General features: G+C 70.3%; 20 protein-coding genes. 10 read left to right on the top strand and 10 right to left on the bottom strand.

Translation table 11 applies throughout. From position 1 onward, the window contains the following. Position 1: 1 nt before the first annotated feature. The 7 genes from QTI33_RS20230 to QTI33_RS20200 all read right to left on the bottom strand — a co-directional run bounded on the left by QTI33_RS20230 (position 2) and on the right by QTI33_RS20200 (position 7,162). Complete coding sequence (locus QTI33_RS20230; RefSeq protein ID WP_286508056.1) at positions 2 to 907, bottom strand: dihydrodipicolinate synthase family protein; 906 nt, start codon at positions 905 to 907, stop codon at positions 2 to 4. Beyond that, positions 904 to 1,854 (bottom strand): aldose 1-epimerase, encoded by a 951-nt coding sequence (locus QTI33_RS20225; RefSeq protein WP_286508055.1) that lies wholly within the window; start codon positions 1,852 to 1,854, stop codon positions 904 to 906. Before QTI33_RS20225 ends, QTI33_RS20230 begins: the two co-directional genes overlap by 4 nt. A 10-nt stretch (positions 1,855 to 1,864) precedes the next feature. Then, complete coding sequence (locus QTI33_RS20220) at positions 1,865 to 3,067, bottom strand: mandelate racemase/muconate lactonizing enzyme family protein (protein ID WP_286508054.1); 1,203 nt, start codon at positions 3,065 to 3,067, stop codon at positions 1,865 to 1,867. Positions 3,068 to 3,078: 11 nt separating this feature from the next. Next, a complete protein-coding gene (locus tag QTI33_RS20215; protein WP_286508053.1) occupies positions 3,079 to 3,921 on the bottom strand; it encodes an ABC transporter permease in 843 nt (280 codons plus the stop codon). Positions 3,922 to 3,923: 2 nt separating this feature from the next. Continuing rightward, positions 3,924 to 4,787 carry an ABC transporter permease gene (locus QTI33_RS20210; RefSeq protein WP_286508052.1) on the bottom strand — a complete coding sequence of 288 codons (864 nt, stop codon included), beginning with the start codon at positions 4,785 to 4,787 and terminating at the stop codon, positions 3,924 to 3,926. Next, complete coding sequence (locus tag QTI33_RS20205; protein ID WP_286508051.1) at positions 4,784 to 5,884, bottom strand: ABC transporter ATP-binding protein; 1,101 nt, start codon at positions 5,882 to 5,884, stop codon at positions 4,784 to 4,786. Before QTI33_RS20205 ends, QTI33_RS20210 begins: the two co-directional genes overlap by 4 nt. 87 nt (positions 5,885 to 5,971) lie before the next feature. Next, positions 5,972 to 7,162, bottom strand: coding sequence for an ABC transporter substrate-binding protein (locus tag QTI33_RS20200; protein ID WP_286508050.1), 1,191 nt, complete (start codon positions 7,160 to 7,162; stop codon positions 5,972 to 5,974). 188 nt (positions 7,163 to 7,350) lie between these two features. On the opposite strand from QTI33_RS20200, the gene QTI33_RS20195 reads away from it, so the two are divergent. After that, entirely contained in the window at positions 7,351 to 8,052 is a 702-nt protein-coding gene (locus tag QTI33_RS20195; protein ID WP_286508049.1) for a FadR/GntR family transcriptional regulator, read from the top strand. 16 nt (positions 8,053 to 8,068) lie between these two features. Here QTI33_RS20195 and QTI33_RS20190 read toward each other — a convergent pair whose 3' ends face one another. Further along, positions 8,069 to 8,971 carry a LysR family transcriptional regulator gene (locus tag QTI33_RS20190; RefSeq protein WP_286508048.1) on the bottom strand — a complete coding sequence of 301 codons (903 nt, stop codon included), beginning with the start codon at positions 8,969 to 8,971 and terminating at the stop codon, positions 8,069 to 8,071. A 91-nt stretch (positions 8,972 to 9,062) separates the two neighbouring features. Between QTI33_RS20190 and QTI33_RS20185 the strand changes: the two genes are divergently transcribed. The 4 genes from QTI33_RS20185 (at position 9,063) to QTI33_RS20170 (ending at position 12,886) form a co-directional block, all read left to right on the top strand. Further along, positions 9,063 to 10,265: a CaiB/BaiF CoA transferase family protein gene (locus tag QTI33_RS20185; protein ID WP_286508097.1), complete on the top strand. Its 1,203-nt coding sequence runs from the start codon at positions 9,063 to 9,065 to the stop codon at positions 10,263 to 10,265. After that, positions 10,262 to 11,248, top strand: a complete 987-nt coding sequence (locus QTI33_RS20180; protein WP_286508047.1) for a hydroxymethylglutaryl-CoA lyase — start codon at positions 10,262 to 10,264, stop codon at positions 11,246 to 11,248. The genes QTI33_RS20185 and QTI33_RS20180 overlap by 4 nt, the downstream gene beginning before the upstream one ends. A gap of 41 nt (positions 11,249 to 11,289) precedes the next feature. After that, positions 11,290 to 12,291 (top strand): Bug family tripartite tricarboxylate transporter substrate binding protein, encoded by a 1,002-nt coding sequence (locus QTI33_RS20175; protein ID WP_286508046.1) that lies wholly within the window; start codon positions 11,290 to 11,292, stop codon positions 12,289 to 12,291. Positions 12,292 to 12,379: 88 nt separating this feature from the next. Next, positions 12,380 to 12,886, top strand: a complete 507-nt coding sequence (locus QTI33_RS20170; protein WP_286508045.1) for a hypothetical protein — start codon at positions 12,380 to 12,382, stop codon at positions 12,884 to 12,886. A 9-nt stretch (positions 12,887 to 12,895) separates the two neighbouring features. On the opposite strand, the gene QTI33_RS20165 is transcribed toward QTI33_RS20170, so the two are convergent. After that, positions 12,896 to 13,717, bottom strand: a complete 822-nt coding sequence (locus tag QTI33_RS20165; RefSeq protein ID WP_286508044.1) for a Rossmann-fold NAD(P)-binding domain-containing protein — start codon at positions 13,715 to 13,717, stop codon at positions 12,896 to 12,898. A 151-nt stretch (positions 13,718 to 13,868) separates the two neighbouring features. Here QTI33_RS20165 and QTI33_RS20160 point away from each other — a divergent pair, with 151 nt between their 5' ends. The 5 genes from QTI33_RS20160 to QTI33_RS20140 are packed head-to-tail and all read left to right on the top strand — an operon-like array spanning position 13,869 to position 21,375. Continuing rightward, positions 13,869 to 14,831: an AraC family transcriptional regulator gene (locus QTI33_RS20160; RefSeq protein ID WP_286508043.1), complete on the top strand. Its 963-nt coding sequence runs from the start codon at positions 13,869 to 13,871 to the stop codon at positions 14,829 to 14,831. Next, a complete protein-coding gene (locus tag QTI33_RS20155) occupies positions 14,828 to 19,600 on the top strand; it encodes a response regulator (protein ID WP_286508042.1) in 4,773 nt (1,590 codons plus the stop codon). The genes QTI33_RS20160 and QTI33_RS20155 overlap by 4 nt, the downstream gene beginning before the upstream one ends. Then, positions 19,597 to 19,938: an Hpt domain-containing protein gene (locus QTI33_RS20150; RefSeq protein WP_286508041.1), complete on the top strand. Its 342-nt coding sequence runs from the start codon at positions 19,597 to 19,599 to the stop codon at positions 19,936 to 19,938. Before QTI33_RS20155 ends, QTI33_RS20150 begins: the two co-directional genes overlap by 4 nt. Beyond that, on the top strand, positions 19,931 to 20,989 hold the full coding sequence (locus QTI33_RS20145) for an adenylate/guanylate cyclase domain-containing protein (protein WP_286508040.1): 1,059 nt from the start codon (positions 19,931 to 19,933) through the stop codon (positions 20,987 to 20,989). The genes QTI33_RS20150 and QTI33_RS20145 overlap by 8 nt, the downstream gene beginning before the upstream one ends. Next, positions 20,980 to 21,375, top strand: coding sequence for a DUF4189 domain-containing protein (locus tag QTI33_RS20140; protein ID WP_286508039.1), 396 nt, complete (start codon positions 20,980 to 20,982; stop codon positions 21,373 to 21,375). Before QTI33_RS20145 ends, QTI33_RS20140 begins: the two co-directional genes overlap by 10 nt. On the opposite strand, the gene QTI33_RS20135 is transcribed toward QTI33_RS20140, so the two are convergent. After that, positions 21,372 to 23,096 carry a SulP family inorganic anion transporter gene (locus QTI33_RS20135; protein ID WP_286508038.1) on the bottom strand — a complete coding sequence of 575 codons (1,725 nt, stop codon included), beginning with the start codon at positions 23,094 to 23,096 and terminating at the stop codon, positions 21,372 to 21,374. The genes QTI33_RS20140 and QTI33_RS20135 overlap by 4 nt on opposite strands. Between the last annotated feature and the right edge of the window lie 23 nt (positions 23,097 to 23,119).

The raw sequence follows: 23,119 nt of genomic DNA, 5'->3' as shown, positions 1-23,119 counted from the left end.
GCTACTTCCAGCCGTCGACCAGCCGCCGGAGCTGCGCCAGGTCCGCTTCCGGCAGCGGCCAGGTGCTGGGCGGCCGGGCCGCGCCGCAGTCCCGCCCGGCGTATTGCAGCGCCGCTTTCACCACGCTCACGTTCGAACCGTTGCGCTCGTGCGTGCGCAATTCTTCGAAGGTCGCGATGCCGCCGATCAATTCCGTCGCCAGCGTGTAGTCCCCCTTCGCCAGCGCGGCGTGAATGCGCACCGACAGGTCGGGCCGCACGTTGATCAGCCCCGAGGTGAAGCCGCGGGCGCCCACTGCATACATCGGCGGGGCCCAGGGCTCGGCCAGGCCGCACACCCAGGCCAGGCCGCGGTCGGCCACCTGCGCCATCGCCTGGACCAGGCGCAAGGGCGTGGGCGACGCCCATTTCACGCCGATCACCTGCGGAATGCGGCACAGGGCTTCGATCACCGGCAGGCCGATCGCGTCGTCGCGCAGATAGAGCACCACGGGCAGGCCGTCCGCCGCATCGGCAATTCGGCGCACATAGGTGACCACCCCGCTGGGCGCGACGAAAGGATCGGTCAGCTGATGCACCATCAGGGCAGCGGCACCTGCCCGGCGCGAGGCGCGCGCCAGGGCGCAGGCGTCGTGCACGCTGCGCCCCACGCCGCCCAGCAAGGGCACGCGGCCTCGGACATGTTCCGCCGCGGCATGCACCATGCGCTCGGCCTCCGCCATGGTCAGGCCGAAGAACTCGCTGGTGTTGCCGTTGGCGACCAGCACATGGACGCCGGCCTCGATGGCACGGTCGACCACGGGCGCCAGGCGATCCGGCGCGATGTGGTCGGAAGCGTCGAAGGGCGTCACCAGGATGCCGGAGATGCCGTCCAGCGCGGTTCGGAGGGAAGCAGTCGATTCAGTCATGGGGTCGATCTCGTGGCGTCCATGGGGACAAGGCTTGAAGAGACGTTCAGGCGCAGGCTGCAGGCCATCGCCTCGCCGGGCGCGAGCAGCCGCCAGCCGGTGTCGGCGCGCGCCGCGGCCAGGTTGGCGGCGTCGGCGACATGCGAGACCGGTTCGACGCAGAAGTAGGCGCCCGGACCCGCCCGATGCAACACCAGGTGCTGCAGCGCGGCGCTGGCCAGCAGTTCGATCGCGGCACCGTCGGGCGCCGCCATCCGCGCTTGTCCGTTCCATGCGGCGTAGTAGCGCGTGCATTCGACATCGGGCAAGGCGCGCGCCGACGCGTAGTCGTCCACCGGACCGGTCGGCACCGGCGTGCTGGCGAGGAATTCGGCGTCCGCCGGCCAGACGGTGCGCGCATCGAACTGCAGGGCGTGCGCGAAGCGGGCCGGGAAATAGGGATGGAAGCCACAACCGCTGGGCATCGGCTCCCGCCCCTCGTTGCGGACCCGAAGGTTCAGCGAGAGGCCTGCGGGGTCGAGTTCCACCACCTGCTCGGCGATGAAAGCCCATGGCCAGCCGTGGTCCCCCGGCACATGGACGTAGGTCATGGTGGCGCGGTCCGCTGCGTGCTGCTCGAGGCGCCAGGGCCGCTGCTGGCCGACGCCGTGCAGCGCATGCCGTTCCCCCGGATGGAGCGGCAGCTGCACCCTCCCCTGCGGGCCGGCCAGGCGGCCGTCGCGGATGCGGTTCGAGAACGGCACCAGGGGGTAGCAGCCGGCCTTGGGCCACTGCGTGGATTCGAACCCGGCGGCGCGCACGGCGTCGGCGAGCGGCACCAGCCAGTCGATGGTCTCGCCCGCGGCCGTGCCGCAAAGACCGGTGATGCGTCCGCCGGCAGCCGGCGCCAGCGTCGCCGTCAGCGCCCCGCTGCGCAGCGTGGTCTCGGGCGTCACGTTCAGGTGCATCGCGATCCGCTCACAGCTTCGAACTGCGCACGGTGACGTCAGGCCGCTGCAGCAGCGCCGGCGACAGCGCCAGGCCCAGGCCGGCGCCGGGCGGAACCGTCGCATGGCCGGCGCGGACATCGGGCAACTGTGTCACCAGCTCGCGGTACCAGCCCCCGAGGTAGGCGCGCACCACTTCCTGCAGCACCACGTTGGTCGTGCTCATCGCCAGGTGGAGCGACGCCGCGAGCACGACCGGACCGGTGCAGTCATGCGGCGCGACCGGCTTGTGGAAGGCCTTCGCCAGGGCCGCGATCTTCCTGGCTTCGGACAGGCCGCCGACCCAGCCCAGGTCCAGCATCACATAGTCGACCGCATTGTTCTTGAGCAGCTGGACGAATGGCTGGATGGTGGCCAGCGTCTCGCTGCCGCAGACCGGAACACGGGTGCGCGAACGGAATTCGGCGATCGTGTCCAGGTTGGACATCTGGACCGGGTCCTCGATCCAATAGGGCTTGAACTCCTCGAGCGCCTGCGCGATCCGCACCGCCATCGGCAGGTTCCACATCGAATGGAGCTCCACCATGATGTCCATCTCGTGGCCGACGGCGCGCCGGATTTCGCGAAAGGGCTGGAGTGCCGTGTCCAGGTCCCGGGCCGAGATCGACTGGCCGCCGCTGGCCTGGGCGAACGGATCGAAGGGCCAGATCTTCATTGCCTTGTAGCCCTCGGACAGCAGGCTTTCGGCCAGCGCCGCCGGGCGCTTGACGAACGCGACCTGGTCCTCGTAGGGCCCTTCCGGCGCGACCTCGGCGCTGGCCTGCGTCACCGAGCGGCGCTGCGGCGCCTTGTTGTAGGTGTAGCCCGCGCAGGTGTTGTAGACCGGGACGCGCTCGCGCACCGCGCCGCCGAGCAACTGGTAGAGCGGCTGTTGCGTGACCTGGCCGAACAGGTCCCACAGCGCGATGTCGACCGCCGAAGCGGCGCGCGTCTCGGCGCCGCTGCTGGCGAAGCCGACATAGCCGTACAGCAGGTGCTGGCTGTGGGCTTCGATGGCGAGCGGGTCCTTTCCCAGCAAGTAAGGGGCGACCAGTTCATGGATCTGCGCCTGCACGGCCTGGGCGCCCCGAAAGGTCTCCCCCAGGCCCACCAGGCCCGTGTCGGTGTGGACCTGCACCCACAGGATGTTGGGATAGGCGGCCGCGTGGACCGTATCGACTTGCGTGATTTTCATGACGATCGGCCTCAGGCCGTTTGGGGATGTTCCTTGACGCGGCTGACCAGCTGCGTCGGGTTGACGAACTGCAGCGCGATCAGCAGCCAGGCCAGCGTGACCGCCATGTAGACCATCGCCATCGCATCGACGGACTGCGGCGCCCGCACGCCCGCGGCGAAGACCGCGTAGTACAGGGCCACCACCAGCGTCTGCGAATCCGGGCCGGCCGTGAGGAAGGTCAGCTCGAACATGCCAATGGTGCGCACCAGCACCAGCAGGGAGGCCGCCAGGATGCCCGGGGCCAGCAGCGGCAGCAGCACGTGCCAGAACAGCTTGAAGGTGTTGGCGCCGAACACGCGGGCGGCGGATTCGAGGTTGGCATCGATCTGCTCGATGAACGGCGTCATCACCAGGATCATGAACGGCACGGCCGGAATCATGTTCGCCAGGATCACGCCGAAGATGGTGCCGGCGATGTGGGCCTGGTACATCACGGTCGCCAGCGGAATGCCGTAGGTGATCGGCGGGATCATCAGCGGCAGCAGGAACAACCCCATCAGCAGGTTCTTGCCGCGGAAGTTGCGCCGCGCCAGCGCGTAGGCCGCCGGCACGCCGATCAGGATCGACAGGAACACGACGGCGGCCACCACCTCGATCGTCACCCAGAGCACGCTGTCGAGCTGGAACTCCTTCCAGGCGGTCTGGTACCAGCTGAAGGTGTAGCCATCGGGCAGCCAGGTGCCGAGCCAGCGGCGGGCCACCGAGCTGGTGCCGACCGCGGCCACCATGAAGGCGACGTTGATGATGAAGAAGCCCATCACCAGCGCGACCAGCGACCTCCAGAGTTTCATCAGCAGGCGATGCGTGTCCATGCTCAACCCTTCCCGCCGGAGACGGGTCCCCGATAGAACATCCCGCGGGCGCCCAGGACCGCGGCAACGACGAACAGCTGCACCACGCCCATCAGCATCGCGATGGCCGAAGCCATGGAATAGTCGTAGCGCTCGAAGGCGGCCTCGTACGCCGCGATCGAGATCACGCGGGTGGCGCCGGCGGGCGACCCGAGCAGGACCGCCGACGGAAACACCGAGAAGGCCTGCACGAACGACAGCGCGAAGGCCATCGCCAGCCCCGGCACCAGCAGCGGCAGATAGATATGCCGGAACTGGTTCCACGGCGATGCGCCCAGGGTCGAGGCAGCGCGCGGCAGGTTGGGGTCGATGCCGGTGATGTACGACAGCGTGAGCAGGAACGCGAACGGAAATCCCGAGATGATGAGCGAGATCAGCACGCCCCAGTAGTTGTGCGTCAGCCGGATCGGGCCTTCGTAGATGTGCAGCCACTGGAGCGACTGCGCCAGCCAGCCCTTGGGGCCGAAGTAGCCGAGCATGCCTTGGGCGATCAGGACGGTGCCCAGCGTCAACGGAATCACCAGCAGCGTGGTGATCAGTTTCTGGAAGCGGCCGCTGCGGCGCATCTGGTAGGCGATCGGCAGCGCCAGGCCGACGTTGATCACGGTGGCGGGAATGGCCAGCTTGAGCGTGGTCCACACCGTGTCGCGCAGGTTGTCGGTGGTGAAGAACTGCGTGTAGTTGGCCAGCCAGTCGCCTTCCATCGGACGGAACGACAACTGCAGGCCGTAGAGGAACGGGTAGACGAACAGCACCACCATGAACAGCGTCGCCGGCACCAGCAGCAGCAGGGAGCGGTCGAAGGAGGACGGGGTGGCGCTGGTCATGGCGCCAGGCCCGCGGCTGGATCGAGCGGATAGGCCAGCGCCTTGTCCGGCGCAATGGCCAGCGTGACCGGATCGCCGACCCGCAGCCGCGCCGTCGTGCGAACGATCAGCATCAGGCCGCCGGCCACCTCGACGTCGACGATGTTGTCGTGGCCGCAGTATTCGACATTGCGCACCTGGGCGGCGAAGCTGTTGTCCACCGGCGAGGAGACGACGTCGAATTCCTCGGGCCGGATCGCCAGCATCGCCTTGCCGCCGGTCAGCGGCTGCATCGCCCGCGCGCTGAGCGCCAGGCCGCTGCCGGCGAGCTGCACCGACCCGCCGCCCCCCGAGCGCACGTCCAGCGCCACCAGGTTGCGATAGCCCATGAAGCGGGCCACGTCCAGATTGGCCGGCTCCGCGTAGATGCGCTGCGGTTCGGCAATCTGCTGCGCCACGCCGTCCTTCATGACCACCACGCGATCGGCCAGCGACAGCGCCTCGTCCTGGTCGTGGGTGACGTAGATCGTCGATCGTCCCAGCTCGCGGTGAATGCGCCGGATCTCGGCGCGCATCTCCAGCCGCAACTTGGCGTCGAGATTCGACAGCGGCTCGTCCATCAGCACCAGGGGCGGCTCGATGACGATCGCCCGGGCGATCGCGACCCGCTGCTGCTGCCCGCCGGACAACTGGCCGGGCAGCTTGTGCGCCTGCGAGTTCAGCTGCACCAGGTCCAGCGCCCGCTTCACGCGCTGCGCCGACTCGGCCGCGGGCACGCCGCGCATCGCCAGCCCGAAGGCGACATTGCGCGCCACGCTCATGTGCGGAAAGAGCGCGTAGTTCTGGAACACCATGCCGAAGCCCCGCTTTTCAGGCGGCAGCACGTCGATGCGCGTGTCGTCGAGCCGGATGCTCCCACCCGTCAAGGGCAGCAGGCCGGCCAGGCAATTGAGCGCCGTCGACTTGCCGCAGCCCGAGGGTCCGAGCAGCGCGATGAATTCGCCGCGCCGCACCGTCATGGTCAAGGCATCGAGCGCGGTGAAGCTCTGCACGCCCTTGCCCGCGGCAAATCGGCGGGTGACGCCATCGAGGCGCAACTCGGAAAAATTTGAAGTCATGAGACGCCATGCTGGAAAAGGAGTCGGCCGGCGAGCGCCCGCGAGGGCGCCTGCGGCGTCGGTCGTACGCGCAGTGCGCGCCGCGAATCACTTGGTCTTGCGGGTGCCGATGTCCTGGTCCCAGCGGCGGAATGCATCGACCATGGCCTTGGGCTCGAGCGGCACGGCATGAGGGAACTGGGCCAGCCACTTGTCGTAGTCGGGCCGTCCGAACTCCTTGATCACCTCCTGGCTCTCCTTGGGCGCCAGCGACAGCGGCACGTCCTTGACCGCCGGGCCCGGATAGAAATAGCCCTTGTCGTAGGTGATCGCCTGCTGCTGCGGCTTGAGCAGGAAAGCCATCAGGTCGAGCACCACCGCCTGCTTCTCCGGCGGGACGCCCTTGGGAATCACGATGTAGTGCGCGTCGTTGACCCACGTCATGCCCTTGAACGGCAGCACCTCGAAGTTCTTCGGCACGATGCCCAGCGCCCTGGGGTTGATGTCCCAACCCGTGACCGTCAGCGTCATGTCGCGCGAGCCTTCGCCCAGCTCCTTCATCACGGCGGCGGTGCCGGTGGGGTAGTACTCGATGCAGGCATCGAGTTCCTTCAGGTAAGCCCAGGTCTTGTCCCAGCCGTTGATCGGATCGGCAGGGTTCTTGTCGCCCAGCAGATAGGGCAGTCCCATCATGAAGGTGCGCCCCGGACCGGAGTTGGCGGGCCGCGCATAGATCAGCTTGTTGGGATTGGCCTTGCACCAGGCTAGCAGTTCCTGGGGCGTCGTCGGCGGCGCCTTGACCTTGTCGGGGTTGAACTCGACCAGCGGGCCGGCCGGCATGAAGACGATGGCCAGGCCGTGGTCCTTCGCCAGCGCGTGCATCTTGTAGGCGTTGGGGAGGTAGTTCTCCTGCAGCTTGGGGAACTTGGCCGCGTAGTCTGGGAACAGCTTGACCCACAGGTTCATCTCGAGGCCGGCGGCGAGTGCATCGGTGCCGACGATGATCATGTCGATGTCGCTGCGGCCCGCGTTCTGCATCGCCTTGATCTTGGCCGGGATCTCCGGCGCGGGCGCCTTGGTGAAGGTGAACTTGGACACCAGCTTGGGGTTCTGCGCCTGGTAGGCCTCGAAAGCCCCCTGCGTCAGCGCCAGGTTGCCCGCGGCGTCGATCACGTTGATCACCACCGGAGACTTCGGCAGTTCCTGCGCCTGGACCAGGCCGATGACGGACCCGCTCGCCGCGCCGAGAACGGCGGCAATGAGGGCGCGGCGATGCCGTGAAAGGGAAACTGGGCGCATTCGGAATCTCCTGATGGAAGGGCTTGGCAGGCGCAGATTTTGTAAGACAACTTTTCGATTGTCATGCGGGTTTCTGCTGAGTCCGTGGCCACGAGCGGGAACATGCGACTCGATGCGCCCGGGCCCATTCGAAGATCCGCTATAGTTGTCTGACAAAGACTTCGGGTACCGGTTCGATGGCGGATCACTTGCTAGACGCCCATGGCGGCACATTGCCCGACCAGATCTATTCCAGGATGGTCGAAGCCATCCTGCGCGGGGACTACGTCGACTCGAAGAAGCTGCCGACCGAAAGCGAACTGGCCTCCCGGTTCGGCGTCTCGCGGCCGACCGTCCGGGAGGCGCTGTCGAGGTTGCGATCGGACGGCATCATCGAGTCCCGGCGCGGCTCCGGCAGCCACGTGGTGCGCGCCCCCGGCACGCCGGCATCGAGCATGCCGCCGATCAGGAACTATTCGGACATCGAGCGCTACTACGCCTACCGCACGGTGGTCGAATCGGGCGCGGCGGCCGCCGCTGCGGAGTTCCGAACGGCCGACGACCTGGCAGCGATCAGGGCCTGCCTGGAAGCGCAGACCCTGGCCATGGAAGGCGGCAACAAGGGCATCGAGGACGACGTCCGGTTCCACATGGCGATCGCGAGGGCCTCGCACAACCAGTTCTTCGTGGCCGCCGTCGAAACCAGCGTCGCGCCCATCAGGCAATTCATGGAACTGGCGCGCAGCGTGCGATCGAAGATGACCATCGAGCGCGTCCGGCTGGTCCAGATGGAGCACCAGCAGATCCTCGACGCGATCGGGCAGCGATCCCCGGCCGACGCCGCCGAGGCCACACGGGTCCATATCCTCAACGCCAAGCGACGGATCTTCGACGCAGCGATATTGCGGTAGACCGCGCGAGCGCCCATCAGGGACGGCGCGGCGAAGCCCCTGCGCACAGGTGGTCGACCAGGCTGCGCGCCGCCGGCGACAGCGCCTCGAGCGAGCGCACGCACACCACCAGCTGCCGCCGCACCCAGGGCTCGTCGAGCGCGACGGCGCGGATGTCGAGCGACGCCAGGTAGAGCCGCGCGCTCAGGCGCGGCAGGATGCCGATGCCCATGCCGGCCGCCACCATCAACGACATCGCGTCGTAGCCGCTGACCTGGATGCGCAGGCGCAGCGGCAGGCCGATTTCCGCCGCCGCCCGGTGCAGCTGCTCGTTGACCGCGCTGCCCGGATGGGCGCCGACGAACTCGTGCGCCAGCGCCTCGCGGAAGCTGGCCTTCTTGCGCCGCGCCAGCGGATGCGCGCGCGGCACGATCAGCACCAGCTCGTCCTCGCGGTACGGCAGCAGGGTGAGGGCCTCGCCGTAGGCGCCCGCGTTGAGGATGCCGATGTCGGCCGTGCTGTCGGCCACGGCGCGCGCGATGGCCGAGCTGATGCGCTCCTGCAGGTGCACCTGCACCAGCGGGGCCGCCGCCATGAAGCTGCGCAGGTCGTCGGGCAGGAACTGCGTGATGGCCGAGATGTTGGCGAACACCCGCACGTGGCCGCGCAGCCCGCTCGCGTAGCCGGCCATCTGCTCGGCGATGTCGTCCAGGCCGTAGAGCACGCCGCGCGCCAGCCCCAGCAGCGCATGCGCGGCCGCGGTGGCTTGGGCCCCCTTGTTGCTGCGCTGGAACAGCACCGCGTCGAGCGCCGCCTCGAGCTCGCTGATGCGCTTGCTCACGGCCGCCGGCGCCAGGTGCTCGCGCAGCGCGGCGGCCGCGATGGTGCCCTCTTCCATGACCGCGACGAAGAGGCGCAAGGAGACAGGATCGAGCTTCATGCAGGGCTATTGGACCACCATCGCGATCCGCGATGGCAGCCTCGCCAATGACCGCTTTGCGGCCCCCTCGCCGCCGGCCATGATTCGCGCCATGAACACCGATTCCAACTCCGCCCTCGCCGGCCTCAAGGTGGTCGAGATGGGCCAGCTGATCGCCGGCCCCTTCTGCGGCAAGACGCTCGGCGAGTTCGGCGCCGAGGTCGTGAAGATCGAGGCGCCGGGCAGCGGCGACCCGCTGCGCAACTGGCGCCTGCTGCAGGACGGCACCTCGGTCTGGTGGCAGGTGCAGTCGCGCAACAAGCGCTCGGTGGCGATCGACCTGCGCGCCGCCGAGGGCCAGGACCTCGCGCGCCGGCTGATCGCCGAGGCCGATGTGCTGATCGAGAATTTCCGGCCCGGCACGCTCGAAGGCTGGGGCCTGGGCTGGGACGACCTGCGCCGGATCAACCCCGGGCTGGTGATGCTGCGCATCTCGGGCTACGGCCAGACCGGACCCTACCGCGACCTGCCCGGCTTCGGCGCCATCGGCGAGGCGATGGGCGGGCTGCGCCATCTCACCGGCGAGCCCGGGCGGGTGCCGGTGCGCGTTGGGGTCTCCATCGGCGACACGCTGGCGGCGCTGCACGGCACCATCGGCGTGCTGCTGGCGCTCTACCACCGCAAGGCGCACGGCGGCCCGGGCCAGGTCATCGACGTGGCGCTGCACGAGGCGGTCTTCAACGTCATGGAAAGCCTGCTGCCCGAGTACAGCGCCTTCGGCGCGGTGCGCGAGGCGGCCGGCAGCGCGCTGCCGGGCATCGCACCGTCCAACGCCTACCGCTGCGCCGACGGCTACGTGCTGGTCGCGGGCAACGGCGACAGCATCTTCCGCCGCCTCATGGACGTGGTGGGCCGCCCCGACCTGGCGGCCGCGCCCGACCTGCAGGACAACGCGGGCCGGGTGGCGCGGGTCGACGAACTCGACGCCGCGATCGGCGCCTGGACCCTGTCGCGCACCATCGATGAGGTGCTTCGGCAACTCGGCGCGGCCAGGGTTCCGGCGGGCCGGGTCTACACCGCCCGGGACATCCATGAGGACCCGCACTACCGGGCGCGCGACATGATCCTGCGCCAGGTCACGCGCGATGGCCACGAGGTCGACGTGCCCGGCATCGTGCCCAAGCTGTCGGGCACGCCCGGGGGCGTGCGCTCCTCGGCGCCGCGGCTCGGCGACGACACCGACGCCGTGCTGCGCGAGGCCGGCCTGACGGCCGAACAGATTTCACTGCTGCGCTCGAAAGGAGCCATCGCATGACCGCATCGAACACACCGTGGACGGGCGCACGCCGCCGCGTCCACATGCAGGAAGTCGGGCCGCGCGACGGCCTGCAGATGGAATCGGCCTTCGTGCCCACCGCCGACAAGATCGCGTTGATCGATGCGCTGTCGGCCGCCGGCCTGGCCAAGATCGAGGCCACCGCCTTCGTCTCGCCGCAGGCCATCCCGGCGCTGCGCGACGCCGAGGTCGTGCTGCGCGAGATCACCCGCGCACCCGGCGTGGTCTACACCTGCCTGGTGCCGAACCTGCGCGGCGCCGAGCGGGCGATCGAGGCGCGCGCCGACGAACTCAACCTCGTGATGTCGTGCAGCGAGACCCACAACCTGGCCAACCTGCGGATGACGCGCGACCAGTCCTTCACGGCACTGTCGGCGGTGATCGGGCTGGCGCGGCAGGCCGGGGTGCCGGTCAACGTCTCGCTTTCGTGCGTATTCGGCTGCCCGATGGAAGGCGACATCGACCCGGCAGTGGTGCTCGACTGGGCCGCGCGCTTCATGGCCGCCGGCGCCCGCGGCATCACGCTGTGCGACACCACCGGCATGGCCTTCCCGACCCAGGTTGCGCGGATGGTGCAGGCGTTTCGCCAACGGCTCCCTGCCGCCGAGCTGACCCTGCACTTCCACAACACGCGCGGCATGGGCCTGGCCAACGTGCTGGCCTCGCTGGACGCCGGCGCCGACCGCTTCGACGCCTCGCTCGGCGGCCTCGGCGGCTGCCCTTACGCACCGGGCGCGAGCGGCAACGTCTGCACCGAGGAGATCGTGCACGCCCTCGAGCTGATGGACTTCGACACCGGCTGCGACCTGGCGCTGCTGCTGCAGGCGGCCGCGCGGCTGCCGGCCCTGATCGGCCACGAGATCCCGAGCCAGATCGCCAAGGCCGGCCGCCGGCTCGACCTGCACGCGCCGCCGCCGGACTTCGCGCTGTGGCGCGACCGGGCGCTGGCGCGCGATGCCTGAAGACAGATTCATTTTTTCCAGAACGACGACAGGAGACTTCCATGAAACCCGCTCACTCCCTCTCGCGCCGCGCCCTCGGCCTGGCCGCGCTCGGCATCGCCGCCCTCGGCACCGCCCCGGCCCTGCACGCCCAGGCGCCCGCCGGCTACCCGAGCCGCCCGGTGATGCTGCTGGTGCCCACGGCGGCCGGCGGCACCACCGACATCGCGGCGCGCATGCTCGGCATCCCGCTGGGCGCCGCGCTCGGCCAGACCGTGGTGGTCGACAACAAGGGCGGCGCCAACGGCGTCATCGCCGCCGGCGCGGTGAAGCGCGCCGAGCCCGACGGCTACACGCTGCTGATGCAGTACTCGGGCTACCACCTCATCACGCCGCTGGTCAGCAAGCAGGCGCCGCAATGGGAGGCCAAGGACTTCACGCCGGTGGCCAACGTGCTGTCGGCGCCGCAGATCGTGGTGGTGCGCGCCGACCTCCCCTTCAAGACCCTGGGCGAGCTGGTGGCCTACGCCAAGGCGCATCCGGGCAAGATCAACTACGCCTCGTCGGGCAACGGCTCGCTGCAGCACGCGACCGGCGCGATGCTCGAGCAGCAGGCCGGCATCCAGCTCACCCACATCCCGTACAAGGGCACCGGCCCGGCGCTGCAGGACCTGCTGGGCGGCCAGGTCGACATCACCTTCGGCACCGCCCCGCCCTTCGTGCCGCACATCCAGTCGGGCAAGCTGCGGGTGCTGGCGACCACCGGCAAGACCCGCCTGCCCAGCCTGCCCAACGTGCCGACGACCGCCGAAGCGGGCCTGCCGAATCTCGATGCCACCTCGTGGTTCGCGGTCTTCGCCCCGGCCAGGACGCCCAAGCCGATCATCGACAAGCTGACGGCGGAGATCGCCCGGATCGTGTCCACCCCCGCGTTCAAGCAGAAGGCCCAGGAACAGGGGGCGACGGCCGACTACCTGAATCCGCAGCAGATGGACGCGCTGGTGAAATCCGAGACCGCGCGCTGGACGGAGGTCGTCAAGGCGGCGAAGATCGAGGCGGATTGAGCGGCGCCGCGCCGGGATGCTTGCGGACAGCGGTTCAGCGGCTCGTCCCACAACCGCAACGCCCGGCCTCGCCGACACTCCAGCAACCATGCGATTTCAGGCCCGCTTCCCTTTCAAGGCCGCCGCGGCGGTCGCGCTGCTCTGCGGCCTGCTGGCCGGCTGCGCCAGCGACCCGTCGCGGGTCCCGATGGGCGCGCCACGGGACGCGGTGCTCCAGCAATTGGGCCCGCCGACCGCGACCTACCGATTCGCCGGCGGCGAGCGGCTGCAGTATTCGCGCGGCCCGGCCGGCTTCCAGGTCAGCAACGTCGACCTCGACGCGGCGGGCCGCGTCCAGTCGGTGCGGCAGGAACTCGACGAGGGCCTGTTCGGCAGCACCATCCGGCCCGGCCAGTGGCGCATCCCCGACGTGCTCTTCACCTACGGGCCGCCCTACCAGCAGACCCGCGTGACCTCGTTCAACGGCACGGTCTGGTCGTGGCGCTACCTGCACATCAACAACCGGCGGCTGCTCTACATCTACGTCGATCCCACCGGGCTGGTCGACCACTACAACGTGGGCGACGACCTGGAAGCCGAGCGCTGGCGCTGGTAGCCACAGGCGTCAGCCCCAGACCCCGGCCGCCGCCGTCTCGCGCGCATAGTCGGCAAACCCCGTGGGCGGCCGGCCCAGCGCCTTCTGCACGCCATCGGCGATCGAGGCGTTGCGGCCGTCCAGCACCTCGGTGAACAGGTAGCGGATCAGCGCGACCTCGTCCGGCGGAAGATCGGCCGCCTGCAGCGCCGCCGCGTAGTCGTCCATCGGCAGCTGGACGAACCCGACCCGGCGCCCGGCGGCCCGGCCGATCTCGGCCGCGGCCTCGGCAAAGGTCCACAGCCGGGGGCCGGTCACTTCGTAGGCCTGCCCCGCGTGCCCGTGCTCGGTGAGGGCCGCCAGCGCAACCTCGGCGACGTCGCGGGCGTCGACGAAGGGCTCCCCCACCGGACCGACGGGCAGCGCAAGGAGGCCGGCGCGGATCGGCTCGACCAGGTACCCCTCGCTGAAGTTCTGGCAGAACCAGCTGGCGCGCACCACGGTCCAGTCGGTGCCGGCCCGGCGCACGATGTCCTCGCAGCGCCGGGCCTGCGGCTCGCCCCGGCCCGACAGCAGCACCAGCCGCCGGACGCCGCTGCGCACCGCCAGGTCCGTGAAGGCCTGGATGGCCGCCGGCGCGCCCGGAACCGCCAGGTCGGGGTGGTAAGCGATATAGACGGCAGCGACGCCCTCCAGCACCGCCGGCCAGCCGCCTTGCGCCTCCCAGTCGAAGGCCGGCACGGCGGCGCGCGACCCGATCCGAACGCCCAGGCCGCGGGCCCGGAGCCCTTGCGCCACCCGGTGGCCGGTCTTGCCCGTGCCGCCCAGGACCAGTGTCAAAGTGTTGGTCATGATCGTCTCCTTGCAGGTGATGGAACAGGGCTCGATGCTGGCCGCGGACGCCGCGCCGCGGCTTGCAGGCCGTCGCCGGTTCATGGCCGATCGTCCAGACCGGTGGACGTCCTGCCACCGGCGCGGAGATACTTCGGCCATGCTCGAATCCATGACCCCCGCCGACCCGCTGGGCGAAGCGCTGCATTTCCTGCGCATGAGCGGCACCTTCTATTGCCGCAGCGAGTTCAGCGCGCCCTGGGCGCTCGAGCTGCCGGCAATGGAAAGCTGCCTGATGCTCCACGTCGTGACGGCGGGCGAATGCCGGCTCGAGGTCGAGGGCACCGAGCCCTGCACGCTGCGCACCGGCGACCTCGCGCTGGTGCCGCACGGCGAAGGCCACCGGCTCGGCTGCGGCGCGGGCGCGCTGCCGGGCCACCTGTTCGACCTGCCGCGCGAACGGGTCCGGGACCGCTACGAGGTCCTGCGTCACGGCGGCGGCGGCGCGCCGACCTCGATGATCTGCGCCGCGGTGCGCTTCGAGCACGCGGCCGCGCATCGCCTGCTCGAAGCGCTGCCGCGCGTGATCCGCGTCGACGCCTGGGAGTCGTCCGAGAAGGAATGGCTGCAAAGCACGCTGCGCCTGATCGTGGCCGAGGCGCAGGCGCTGCGCGCCGGCGGCGAGACCATCATCACCCGGCTGGCCGACATCCTGGTGATCCAGGCGATCCGCTCGTGGCTGGCCAGCGACCCCGGCGCCCGGACCGGCTGGCTGGGCGCCCTGCGCGACCGCCAGATCGGCCGCGCCATCGCGCTGGTGCATCGCGACCCGGCGCGCCACTGGAGCGTCGAATCGCTGGCGCGCGAGGTCGGCATGTCGCGCTCGGCCTTCGCGGCCCGCTTCACCCAGCGGGTCGGCGAGCCCGCCATGCAGTACGTGGCACGCTGGAAGATGCACGCGGCCGAGGCCTGGCTCAGGGACGAAGCGACGCCGCTCGCCGAGCTCGCCGGCCGGGTCGGCTACGAGTCCGAGGCCGCCTTCAGCCGCGCCTTCAAGCGCTTCGCCGGCGTCTCCCCGGGCTCGGTGCGGCGCACCACGTACCGGGACATTCCAGTTCGCACCGCCACCCCATGAGCGCCGCCCCTGCCTCCGGCACCGCATCCGGGTCGACGGAACCCGCCGACCCGCGCCTCTGGCTCGAAGAGGTCGAGGGCGCCGACGCCCTGGGCTGGGTCCGCGAGCAAAACGCCCGGACCCTCGGCACCCTGGCCGCGACGCCGGCGTTCGCCCGCACCCAGGCCGCGATCCGGGCCGTGCTCGACGCCGACGCCAGGATCGCCGAGGTCGCCAAGATCGGCGAGCTCTACTACAACTTCTGGAAGGACGCCGACCACCCGCTGGGCCTTTGGCGGCGCACCACCATGGCCGAGTACCGGGGCGCCGACCCGGCCTGGGAAACGGTGCTCGACCTCGACGCCCTCGCCGCCGCCGAGGGCGTGCAGTGGGTCTGGCATGGTGCGTCCGTGCTGCGCCCGGCGTACCGCAAGGCGCTCCTGAGCCTCTCGCGCGGCGGCGCCGATGCCGATGTCACGCGCGAGTTCGACCTCGTCGCCAAGCGCTTCGTGACGCCCGAGGAAGGCGGCTTCTTCCGGCCCGAATCCAAGGGCGGCCTGGCCTGGATCGACGACGACACGGTCTATGCCTTCAGCACCCTCGGCGAGGCGGCGTCGACCGCCTCGGGCTATCCCCGGGTCGCGCGGCGCTGGGCCCGCGGCACGCCGCTCGCGGCCGCGCCCGCAGTCTACGAAGGCCGGGCCGACGACATGTACATCTCGGCCTGGCGCAGCCACACGCCCGGCTTCGAGCGCGATTTCGTGTCGCGCTCGCTGGCCTTCTACAGTGCGGAGCTGTTCCTGCTGGCCGAAGGCGACCGGCTGCTGAAGGTCGACGTGCCGCTGTCGGCCCAGCCGAGCATCCAGTGCGAATGGCTGCTGGTCGAATTGCGCGACCCCTGGGAGGTGGGCGGACGCAGCCATCCCGCCGGCGCCCTGCTGGCGACCCGGTTCGAGCCCTTCATGCGCGGCGAGCGCGACTTCGCGGTCCTGTTCGAGCCCGGCCCGACGCGCTCGCTGGCGGCCGCGACCTGGACCCGCAGCCAGCTGGTGCTCAACGTGCTCGACGACGTCAAGAACCGCCTGCACGTGCTGACTCCGCCGGCCGACGGCAGCGGGCCCTGGACCCGCAGCGACTTCATCGGCGCCCCGCCCATCGGCAGCGTGCATGCGTGGGCGGTCGACCGCGACGACAGCGACCGGGTCTGGCTGAGCGCGACCGACTACCTCACGCCCTCGACCCTCTCGCTGGCCACGCTCGGGCAGCCGCCCGAACTGCTCAAGGCGATGCCGGCCTTCTTCGACGCCGCGGGCCTGGTGGTGGAGCAGCACTTCGCCAGCTCCGACGACGGCACCCGCGTGCCCTATTTCATGGTGCGCCGGGCCGACCTCGCGTTCGACGGCACGGCGCCGACGCTGCTCTACGGCTATGGCGGCTTCGAGATCTCGCTGACCCCGGGCTACTCGGGCGCCCTCGGGCGCGCCTGGCTGGACGAGGGCGGCGTCTACGTGGTGGCGAACATCCGCGGCGGCGGCGAATACGGGCCGCTCTGGCACCAGGCCGCGCTGCGGCAGAACCGGCATCGCGCCTACGAGGATTTCTCCTCGGTGGCCAAGGACCTGGTGGCGCGCGGCGTCACCTCCCCCCGGCATCTCGGCGCCCAGGGCGGCTCCAATGGCGGGCTGCTCGCCGGCATGATGCTGACCCGCTATCCGGCGCTGTTCGGCGCCGTGGTGATCGAGGTCCCGCTGCTCGACATGCGACGCTACACGCGCCTGCTGGCCGGCGCCTCCTGGATGGCGGAGTACGGCGATCCCGACGACCCCGCGCAATGGGAATTCATCCGCAGCTTCTCGCCCTACCACCTGTTCGATCCGGGGCGGGATTACCCCCCGGTGCTGTTCACCACCTCGACCCGCGACGACCGCGTGCACCCGGCCCATGCGCGCAAGATGGCGGCGGCGATGGTCGAGGCCGGCAAGGACGTGAGCTACTACGAGAACATCGAGGGCGGCCACGGCGGCGCCGCCACCAACGCCCAGGCCGCGACCCTGAAGGCGCTGGCCTACCGCTTCCTCTGGGAGCGGCTCGGGCCGGCGCCCGCGCACCCGCCGCAACCCGCGGCCGGCGACGAAGCCCTGCACGCCCTGCTGGCCGAGCGCACGGCCGAGCTCGCGCAGCGCACCGGCGAACTCACGCTGATCAACAGCATCCAGCAGGGCATGGCCGCGCGGCTGGAGTTCCAGGCCATCATCCGCATGGTGGGCGACAAGCTGCGCGAGGTGTTCGACTCCGGCGACATCAACATCCTGTGGTGGGACGACAAGACCGAGCTGATGCAGGCGCTCTATCGCTACGAGCACAACCGTCCGCTGCCCCTGCCGCCGGCGCGGCCCCTGAAACCGGACGGTCCGGCCGCGCGGATCCTGCGCACCCGCCGGCCCGCGGTCGCGAACACGCGCGAGGAACAGACCCGGGCCGGCTTCGCGCCGGCCCCGGGCACCGACTGGGCGCATTCGATCGTGGCGGTGCCGATCATCGGCAGCGACCGGGTGCTGGGCATCATCGGCATGCAGGACCACGAGCGCGAACATGCCTTCGGCAGCCACGACATCCGGCTGCTCGAGACCGTGGCCGCGAGCATGGGCCTGGCGCTGGAGAACGCGCGCCTGTTCGACGAGATGAAGGCGACCCTGGAGCGGCAGACCGCCATGTCGGAGGTGCTGCAGGTCATCAGCAGCTCGATGGAGAACGCGCAGCCGGTGTTCGACAAGATCCTGGAGAGCTGCCAGCGCCTGTTCTCCGGTTCCCAGATGGGCATCTCGCTGATCGGCAGCGACGGCCTGGTGCACCTGGGCGCCCACCTCGGCTCGGCCCGCGAAGCCCTGGAGAAGTACTACCCGCGGCCGGTCGATCCGATCCCCGTCGCGGTCTCGCAGCAGGCGCTCGCGGTGCTGCACATCCCGGATGCGCTGGCGGACCCGCACCTGCCCCGCTTCATGCGCGAGCTGGCCGAGAAAGTGGGCACCTACGCGATCATGATCGCCCCGCTGGTCTGGGAGGGGCACAACATCGGCTCGATCCACGTCACGCGGCAGCCCCCGGGCCCGTTCGACCTGAAGGAGATCAAGCTGCTGAAGACCTTCGCCGACCAGGCCGTGATCGCGATCCAGAACGCCCGCATGTTCGCCGAGACCAAGGAGGCGCGGGCCGCCGCCGAGGCCGCCAACGAGGCCAAGAGCGCCTTCCTGGCGACCATGAGCCACGAGATCCGCACCCCCATGAATGCGGTGATCGGCATGAGCGGCCTGCTGCTCGACACCCCGCTCGACGCCGAGCAGGCCGACTACGTGGCGACCATCCGCGATTCGGGCGACGCGCTGCTGACCATCATCAACGACATCCTCGACTACTCGAAGATCGAGGCCGGCCGGATGGACATCGAGGCCCATCCCTTCGACCTTCGCGAGTGCGTCGAGTCGGCGCTCGACCTGGTCAGCACCCGGGCCACCGAGAAGGACCTCGACACCGCCTATGTCTTCGAAGGCGAGGTGCCCGCCGCGGTGAGCGGCGACCTGCCGCGGCTGCGCCAGATTCTGCTCAACCTGCTGAGCAACGCGGTGAAGTTCACCGAGGCCGGCGAAGTGGTCGTGACGGTGCGTTCGCAGCCTTGCCCGGGCGGCAAGGTGGCGCTGGGCTTCGCGGTGCGCGACACCGGCATCGGCCTGACGGCGCAGGGCATGGGACGGCTGTTCCAGTCGTTCTCGCAGGCCGACTCCAGCACCACCCGCAAGTACGGCGGCACCGGCCTCGGCCTGGCGATCAGCAAGCGGCTGGCCGAGATGATGGGCGGGCGCATGTGGGCCGAGAGCGGCGGGCCGGGCGCGGGCTCGACCTTCCACTTCAGCATCGAGGTCCCGGTCGCGCCGCTGCCGCCCAGCCGGCACCGCGACTTCCTCGGCGTGCAGCCTGAACTGCAGGGCCGGCGCGTGCTGGTGGTCGACGACAACGCGACCAACCGCCGCGTGCTGGCGGCGCAGGTCGACAAATGGGGCATGGCCGCGCACGCCACCGAATCGCCGCTCGAGGCCCTGCGCTGGATCGAGCAGGGCGAGCCCTTCGACCTGGCGGTGCTCGACATGCACATGCCCGGCATGGACGGCATCGCGCTGGCGCGCCGCGTGCGTGCGATCCGCCCGACCCTGCCGCTGGTGCTGTTCAGCTCGCTGGGCCGGCGCGACGCGGGCGAGGCCGAATCCCTGTTCGACGCCTACCTGGGCAAGCCGATCCGGCAGTCGCACCTGTTCGACACCCTGATCGGCCTGCTGGCGCCCGATTCGGCCGCCCGGCCCGCGGACGGCGGCGCGCTCAAGCCGCAGATCGACCCGTCGATGGCGGCGCACCATCCGCTGCGCATCCTGCTGGCCGAGGACAACGCGGTGAACCAGAAGCTCGCGCTGCGCCTGCTGCAGCAGATGGGCTACCGGGCCGACCTGGCGGCCAACGGCATCGAGGCCGTCGAATCGGTGCAGCGCCAGGCTTACGATGTGGTGCTGATGGATGTACAGATGCCCGAACTCGACGGCCTGGATGCGACCCGGCAGATCTGCGGACTGCTGCAGGACGGACGGCGCCCCCGGATCGTGGCGATGACGGCCAACGCCATGCAGGGCGACCGCGAGATGTGCATGGCCGCGGGCATGGACGACTACCTGGCCAAGCCGATCCGCGTCGATCGGCTGGTCGAGGCACTGCACAGCGTGCCGCCACGAAAGGACCGAACCACATGAGCGATGCGACGATCGACGCTGCCACCTTCGCGGAATTGCAGGAGAGCGCGGGGGCCGACTTCGTCAAGGAACTGGTGCAGACCTTTCTCGAAGAGGCGCCGGCGATGCTGTCGGAGCTCCGGGAGGCGCTCGCGGCGGGCCAGGCCGACGTCTTTCGCCGGGCGGCGCATTCGCTGAAGTCGAACAGCCTCACCTTCGGCGCGCTGGCGCTCGCCGCGCTGGCGCGCGAGCAGGAGCTGGGCGGACTCGACGCCGCCCGCAAACCCGATGCGCTCGATGCGCTGGCGGCCGAGTACGCCCGGGTGGCGCGGGCGCTGGAGGCGCTCTGCCGTGGCTGAAGCCGACCCTCCCCAGGCCCGCTTGTTGGTGGCCGACGACAACAAGGTCAACCGCCTGCTGCTCACCCGCGGCCTCGAACTGCAGGGCCACAGCGTCGGCTGCGCCGAGAACGGCCGGATCGCGCTCGACATGCTGCGTGGCGAGCCCTTCGACCTGCTGCTGCTCGACATCGAGATGCCCGAGATGGACGGCTTCCAGGTGCTGGAGGAGCTCACCGCCGATCCCAAGCTGCGCGACCTGCCGGTGATCGTGACCTCGTCGCTGGAGGGGCTGGACAACATCGTGCGCTGCATCGAGCTCGGCGCCGAGGACTACCTGCCCAAGCCGGTGAACGCGGTGCTGCTCAAGGCGCGCATCGGCGCCAGCCTCGAGAAGAAGCGGCTGCGCGACCAGCAGAAGGAACTGGTGCGGCGCTTCGCCACCTCCGAGGTGGCGCAGGACCTCGAACAATCCGGCTTCGCGCTCGGTGGGCGGCATGTGCGGGGCTCGGTGATGTTCTCCGACATCCGCGGCTTCACCGCGCTGGTCGAGTCGCAGCCGCCCGAGGAGACGATCGAGCTGCTGAACGCCTACTACGCGCTGATGTTCGACGCCATCAACGACCATGGCGGGGTCGTCAACCAGATGATCGGCGACGGCCTGATGGCGATCTTCGGCGCCCCGCTGCCGATGACCGACCATGGCGTGGCGGCGGTGCGCGCGGCCCTCGAGATGGTGGAGCGGGTCGAACTGCTCAACAGCCGGCGGCTGGCGATCGACAAGCCCGCGATCCGCATCGGTGTCGGCATCGCCACCGGCGAGCTGGTGGCGGGCTACACCGGCACGCAGAAGCGCGCCACCTACACCTGCATCGGCGACACCGTGAACCTCGCCGCCCGGCTCGAGGAGCACACCAAGCTGGCACAGCGCACGATATTGATCGACCCGGCGACCTGTGCCGCGCTCGGCGGACGGATCCCGGTCGACCTGCTGGGCGCGGTCGCGCTGCGCGGCAAGGCGCTGCCGGTCGAGGTCTATGCCGTCGCCGGCCGGCCCGCACCGTGCGCCTGATCGCCGCGCTCGCGCTGCTCCATGGCTGCCTGTCGACGGCCATCGCCGCCACGCCCGCCGACGCCGTCCAGCCCGCCGCCAGCTGGGGCGCGATCGCATCCCGACCGGGGGCCTATGGCTACGCCTTCAACCACGCCTCCCGCGAGGCGGCCGAACGGGCGGCCCGCGCCCAATGCGAGCGGATGGCGGGCCGCGCGGGCAGCTGCGGGGTGCGCGTCTCCTTCGACCGCGCCTGCGGCGCGCTGGCGACCGGCAACTTCGGCGAATGGGGCGCGGCCAGCGGCGCCACGACGGGCAGCGCGGGCAAGGCCGCGATCGCGCAATGCGAGGGGCTGCTGCCGACCGAGCCCTGCAAGGTCGTGACCAGCGTCTGCTCGGGGCGCTAGGACGCGCGGGCCCCGGCCTTCTTCCACTGCCCGAGGATCGACTCGACGCTGAGCGCCGGGCCGAGGTCGCCGAACACCTTGTCGAGCCCGTCGCGGCGCATCATGTCGCGCACCGCGCCGTTCATGTTCGACAGCCGCAGCGTGATGCCCCGGCCCGCCAGTTCCTCGTGGCATTCGGCCAGCATGTCGGCGGCGGCCACGTCGACGTAGGGCGACGACGAGAGATCGATCACCACCAGCCGCAGCTCCTTGCCCTGCTTCTCGATCGCCTCCATCAGGTCCGCCTTGACGTTGGGCGCGTTGGCATAGAAGAGGCCCGCATTGGCGCGAAACACCAGCGTGCCGGGTTCGATCTGGTTGTCCGGATGGCGCGCCAGGTCGCTGTAGAGCTCGGTGCCCGGAATGCGGCCGAGCAGCACGGTGCTCGGATTGCTGGCCTGCCAGACCAGCAGCAGCAGCGACAGCACGGTGCCGATCATCACGCCTTCGAGCATGCCGAACAGCAACACGCCGGCCATGGCGGCCAGGGCGATCCAGAACTCGCGCGGGCTCACCCGCAGCAGGCGCCTCAGCGCCGCGATGTCGATCAGCCCCTTGACCGCGATCACCACCACCGCGGCCAGCACCGGCTCGGGCAGCTGCGTGAAGGCGCCGGTGAAGAACAGCACGATCACGGCCAGCAGCAGGCCGGAGATCGCGCCCGCCAGCGGCGTCCGGGCGCCCGCCTGGTCGTTGACCGCCGAGCGCGACATGCTGCAGCCCACCGGCAACGACGAGCCCAGCCCGCAGACCACATTGGCCGCGCCGACCGCCAGCAGTTCCTGGTTGGCGTCGGCCGGGTACTTGTGCTTGGCCGCGAAGGTGCGCACCACGCCCATGCCTTCGACGTACGACAGCAGGAACACCGCGAAGGCCGTGGGCAGCAGCGCCTGCGCGTCGGCCAGCGTGAACGAGGGCACCCGAAACGGCGGCAGGCCGCTCGGTATCTCGCCGGTGATCTTGATGCCATGGCCGCCGAGCCCGGTGAACATCATGAGAAGGATCGACGCCGCGACCACCACCAGGGCCCAGGGGATGCGCGGCGCGAGCTTCTCGGTGACCAGCAGGACGGCGATCACGGCCACGCCCAGGCCGAGCGACCACGGGTTGGTGTCGCCCCGGTGCTGGAACAGGTAGACGATGCGGTCGACGAACTCGCCGTGCGCGCCCTCGATGCCGAACAGCTTGCCGAGCTGCGTGGTGGCGATGTAGATCGCGGCGCCGGCGGAAAAGCCGGTCAGCACCGACTCGGAAATGAAGTTGACCAGGAAGCCGAGCCGGAACAGCCGCGCCACGACCGCGATGCCGCCGACCATGAGCGCGAGCAGTGCCGCCATCTCGGCATAGCGCGCCGGGTCCTTGAGGGACAGCCCCGCGAGGCCGGTCGCGACCAGGATCGACAGCGCCGAGGTCGGGCCGATGGCCGCCTGCCGGGAGGTGCCGAAGATGGCGTACGCGAAGACCGCGAGCAGGCTGGCGTAGAGGCCGGCCTGCGGCGGCAGTCCGGCGAGGCCGGCGTAGGCCATGCTCTCGGGGATGCAGAAGGCGGCGACCGTGACGCCGGCCAGCAGATCGGCACCGAGCCAGTCGCGGCGATAGCCCGGCGCCCAGTTCAGCACCGGCAGCAGCCGCGCCAGCCAGGACTGCGCGGTGGCGTCATCGGGTGATCGAGGGTCGGCCATGGTCATTTCCTTCTGGCATGTCG

It is taken from the genome of Variovorax davisae, assembly GCF_030316845.1.
In the GTDB taxonomy this organism is placed as follows: domain Bacteria; phylum Pseudomonadota; class Gammaproteobacteria; order Burkholderiales; family Burkholderiaceae_C; genus Variovorax; species Variovorax davisae.
Note: the sequence above shows the minus strand (reverse complement) of the source record. Positions and strands in the feature narration are given on the sequence as shown.

What these genes read in the sequence shown, in the direction of transcription:
- QTI33_RS20230 (WP_286508056.1), bottom strand. Translation starts at nt 907, where the DNA reads ATGACTGAATCGACTGCTTCCCTCCGAACCGCGCTGGACGGCATCTCC.
- QTI33_RS20225 (WP_286508055.1), bottom strand. Translation starts at nt 1,854, where the DNA reads ATGCACCTGAACGTGACGCCCGAGACCACGCTGCGCAGCGGGGCGCTG.
- QTI33_RS20220 (WP_286508054.1), bottom strand. Translation starts at nt 3,067, where the DNA reads ATGAAAATCACGCAAGTCGATACGGTCCACGCGGCCGCCTATCCCAAC.
- QTI33_RS20215 (WP_286508053.1), bottom strand. Translation starts at nt 3,921, where the DNA reads ATGGACACGCATCGCCTGCTGATGAAACTCTGGAGGTCGCTGGTCGCG.
- QTI33_RS20210 (WP_286508052.1), bottom strand. Translation starts at nt 4,787, where the DNA reads ATGACCAGCGCCACCCCGTCCTCCTTCGACCGCTCCCTGCTGCTGCTG.
- QTI33_RS20205 (WP_286508051.1), bottom strand. Translation starts at nt 5,884, where the DNA reads ATGACTTCAAATTTTTCCGAGTTGCGCCTCGATGGCGTCACCCGCCGA.
- QTI33_RS20200 (WP_286508050.1), bottom strand. Translation starts at nt 7,162, where the DNA reads ATGCGCCCAGTTTCCCTTTCACGGCATCGCCGCGCCCTCATTGCCGCC.
- QTI33_RS20190 (WP_286508048.1), bottom strand. Translation starts at nt 8,971, where the DNA reads ATGAAGCTCGATCCTGTCTCCTTGCGCCTCTTCGTCGCGGTCATGGAA.
- QTI33_RS20185 (WP_286508097.1), top strand. Translation starts at nt 9,063, where the DNA reads ATGAACACCGATTCCAACTCCGCCCTCGCCGGCCTCAAGGTGGTCGAG.
- QTI33_RS20180 (WP_286508047.1), top strand. Translation starts at nt 10,262, where the DNA reads ATGACCGCATCGAACACACCGTGGACGGGCGCACGCCGCCGCGTCCAC.
- QTI33_RS20175 (WP_286508046.1), top strand. Translation starts at nt 11,290, where the DNA reads ATGAAACCCGCTCACTCCCTCTCGCGCCGCGCCCTCGGCCTGGCCGCG.
- QTI33_RS20170 (WP_286508045.1), top strand. Translation starts at nt 12,380, where the DNA reads ATGCGATTTCAGGCCCGCTTCCCTTTCAAGGCCGCCGCGGCGGTCGCG.
- QTI33_RS20165 (WP_286508044.1), bottom strand. Translation starts at nt 13,717, where the DNA reads ATGACCAACACTTTGACACTGGTCCTGGGCGGCACGGGCAAGACCGGC.
- QTI33_RS20160 (WP_286508043.1), top strand. Translation starts at nt 13,869, where the DNA reads ATGACCCCCGCCGACCCGCTGGGCGAAGCGCTGCATTTCCTGCGCATG.
- QTI33_RS20155 (WP_286508042.1), top strand. Translation starts at nt 14,828, where the DNA reads ATGAGCGCCGCCCCTGCCTCCGGCACCGCATCCGGGTCGACGGAACCC.
- QTI33_RS20150 (WP_286508041.1), top strand. Translation starts at nt 19,597, where the DNA reads ATGAGCGATGCGACGATCGACGCTGCCACCTTCGCGGAATTGCAGGAG.
- QTI33_RS20135 (WP_286508038.1), bottom strand. Translation starts at nt 23,096, where the DNA reads ATGGCCGACCCTCGATCACCCGATGACGCCACCGCGCAGTCCTGGCTG.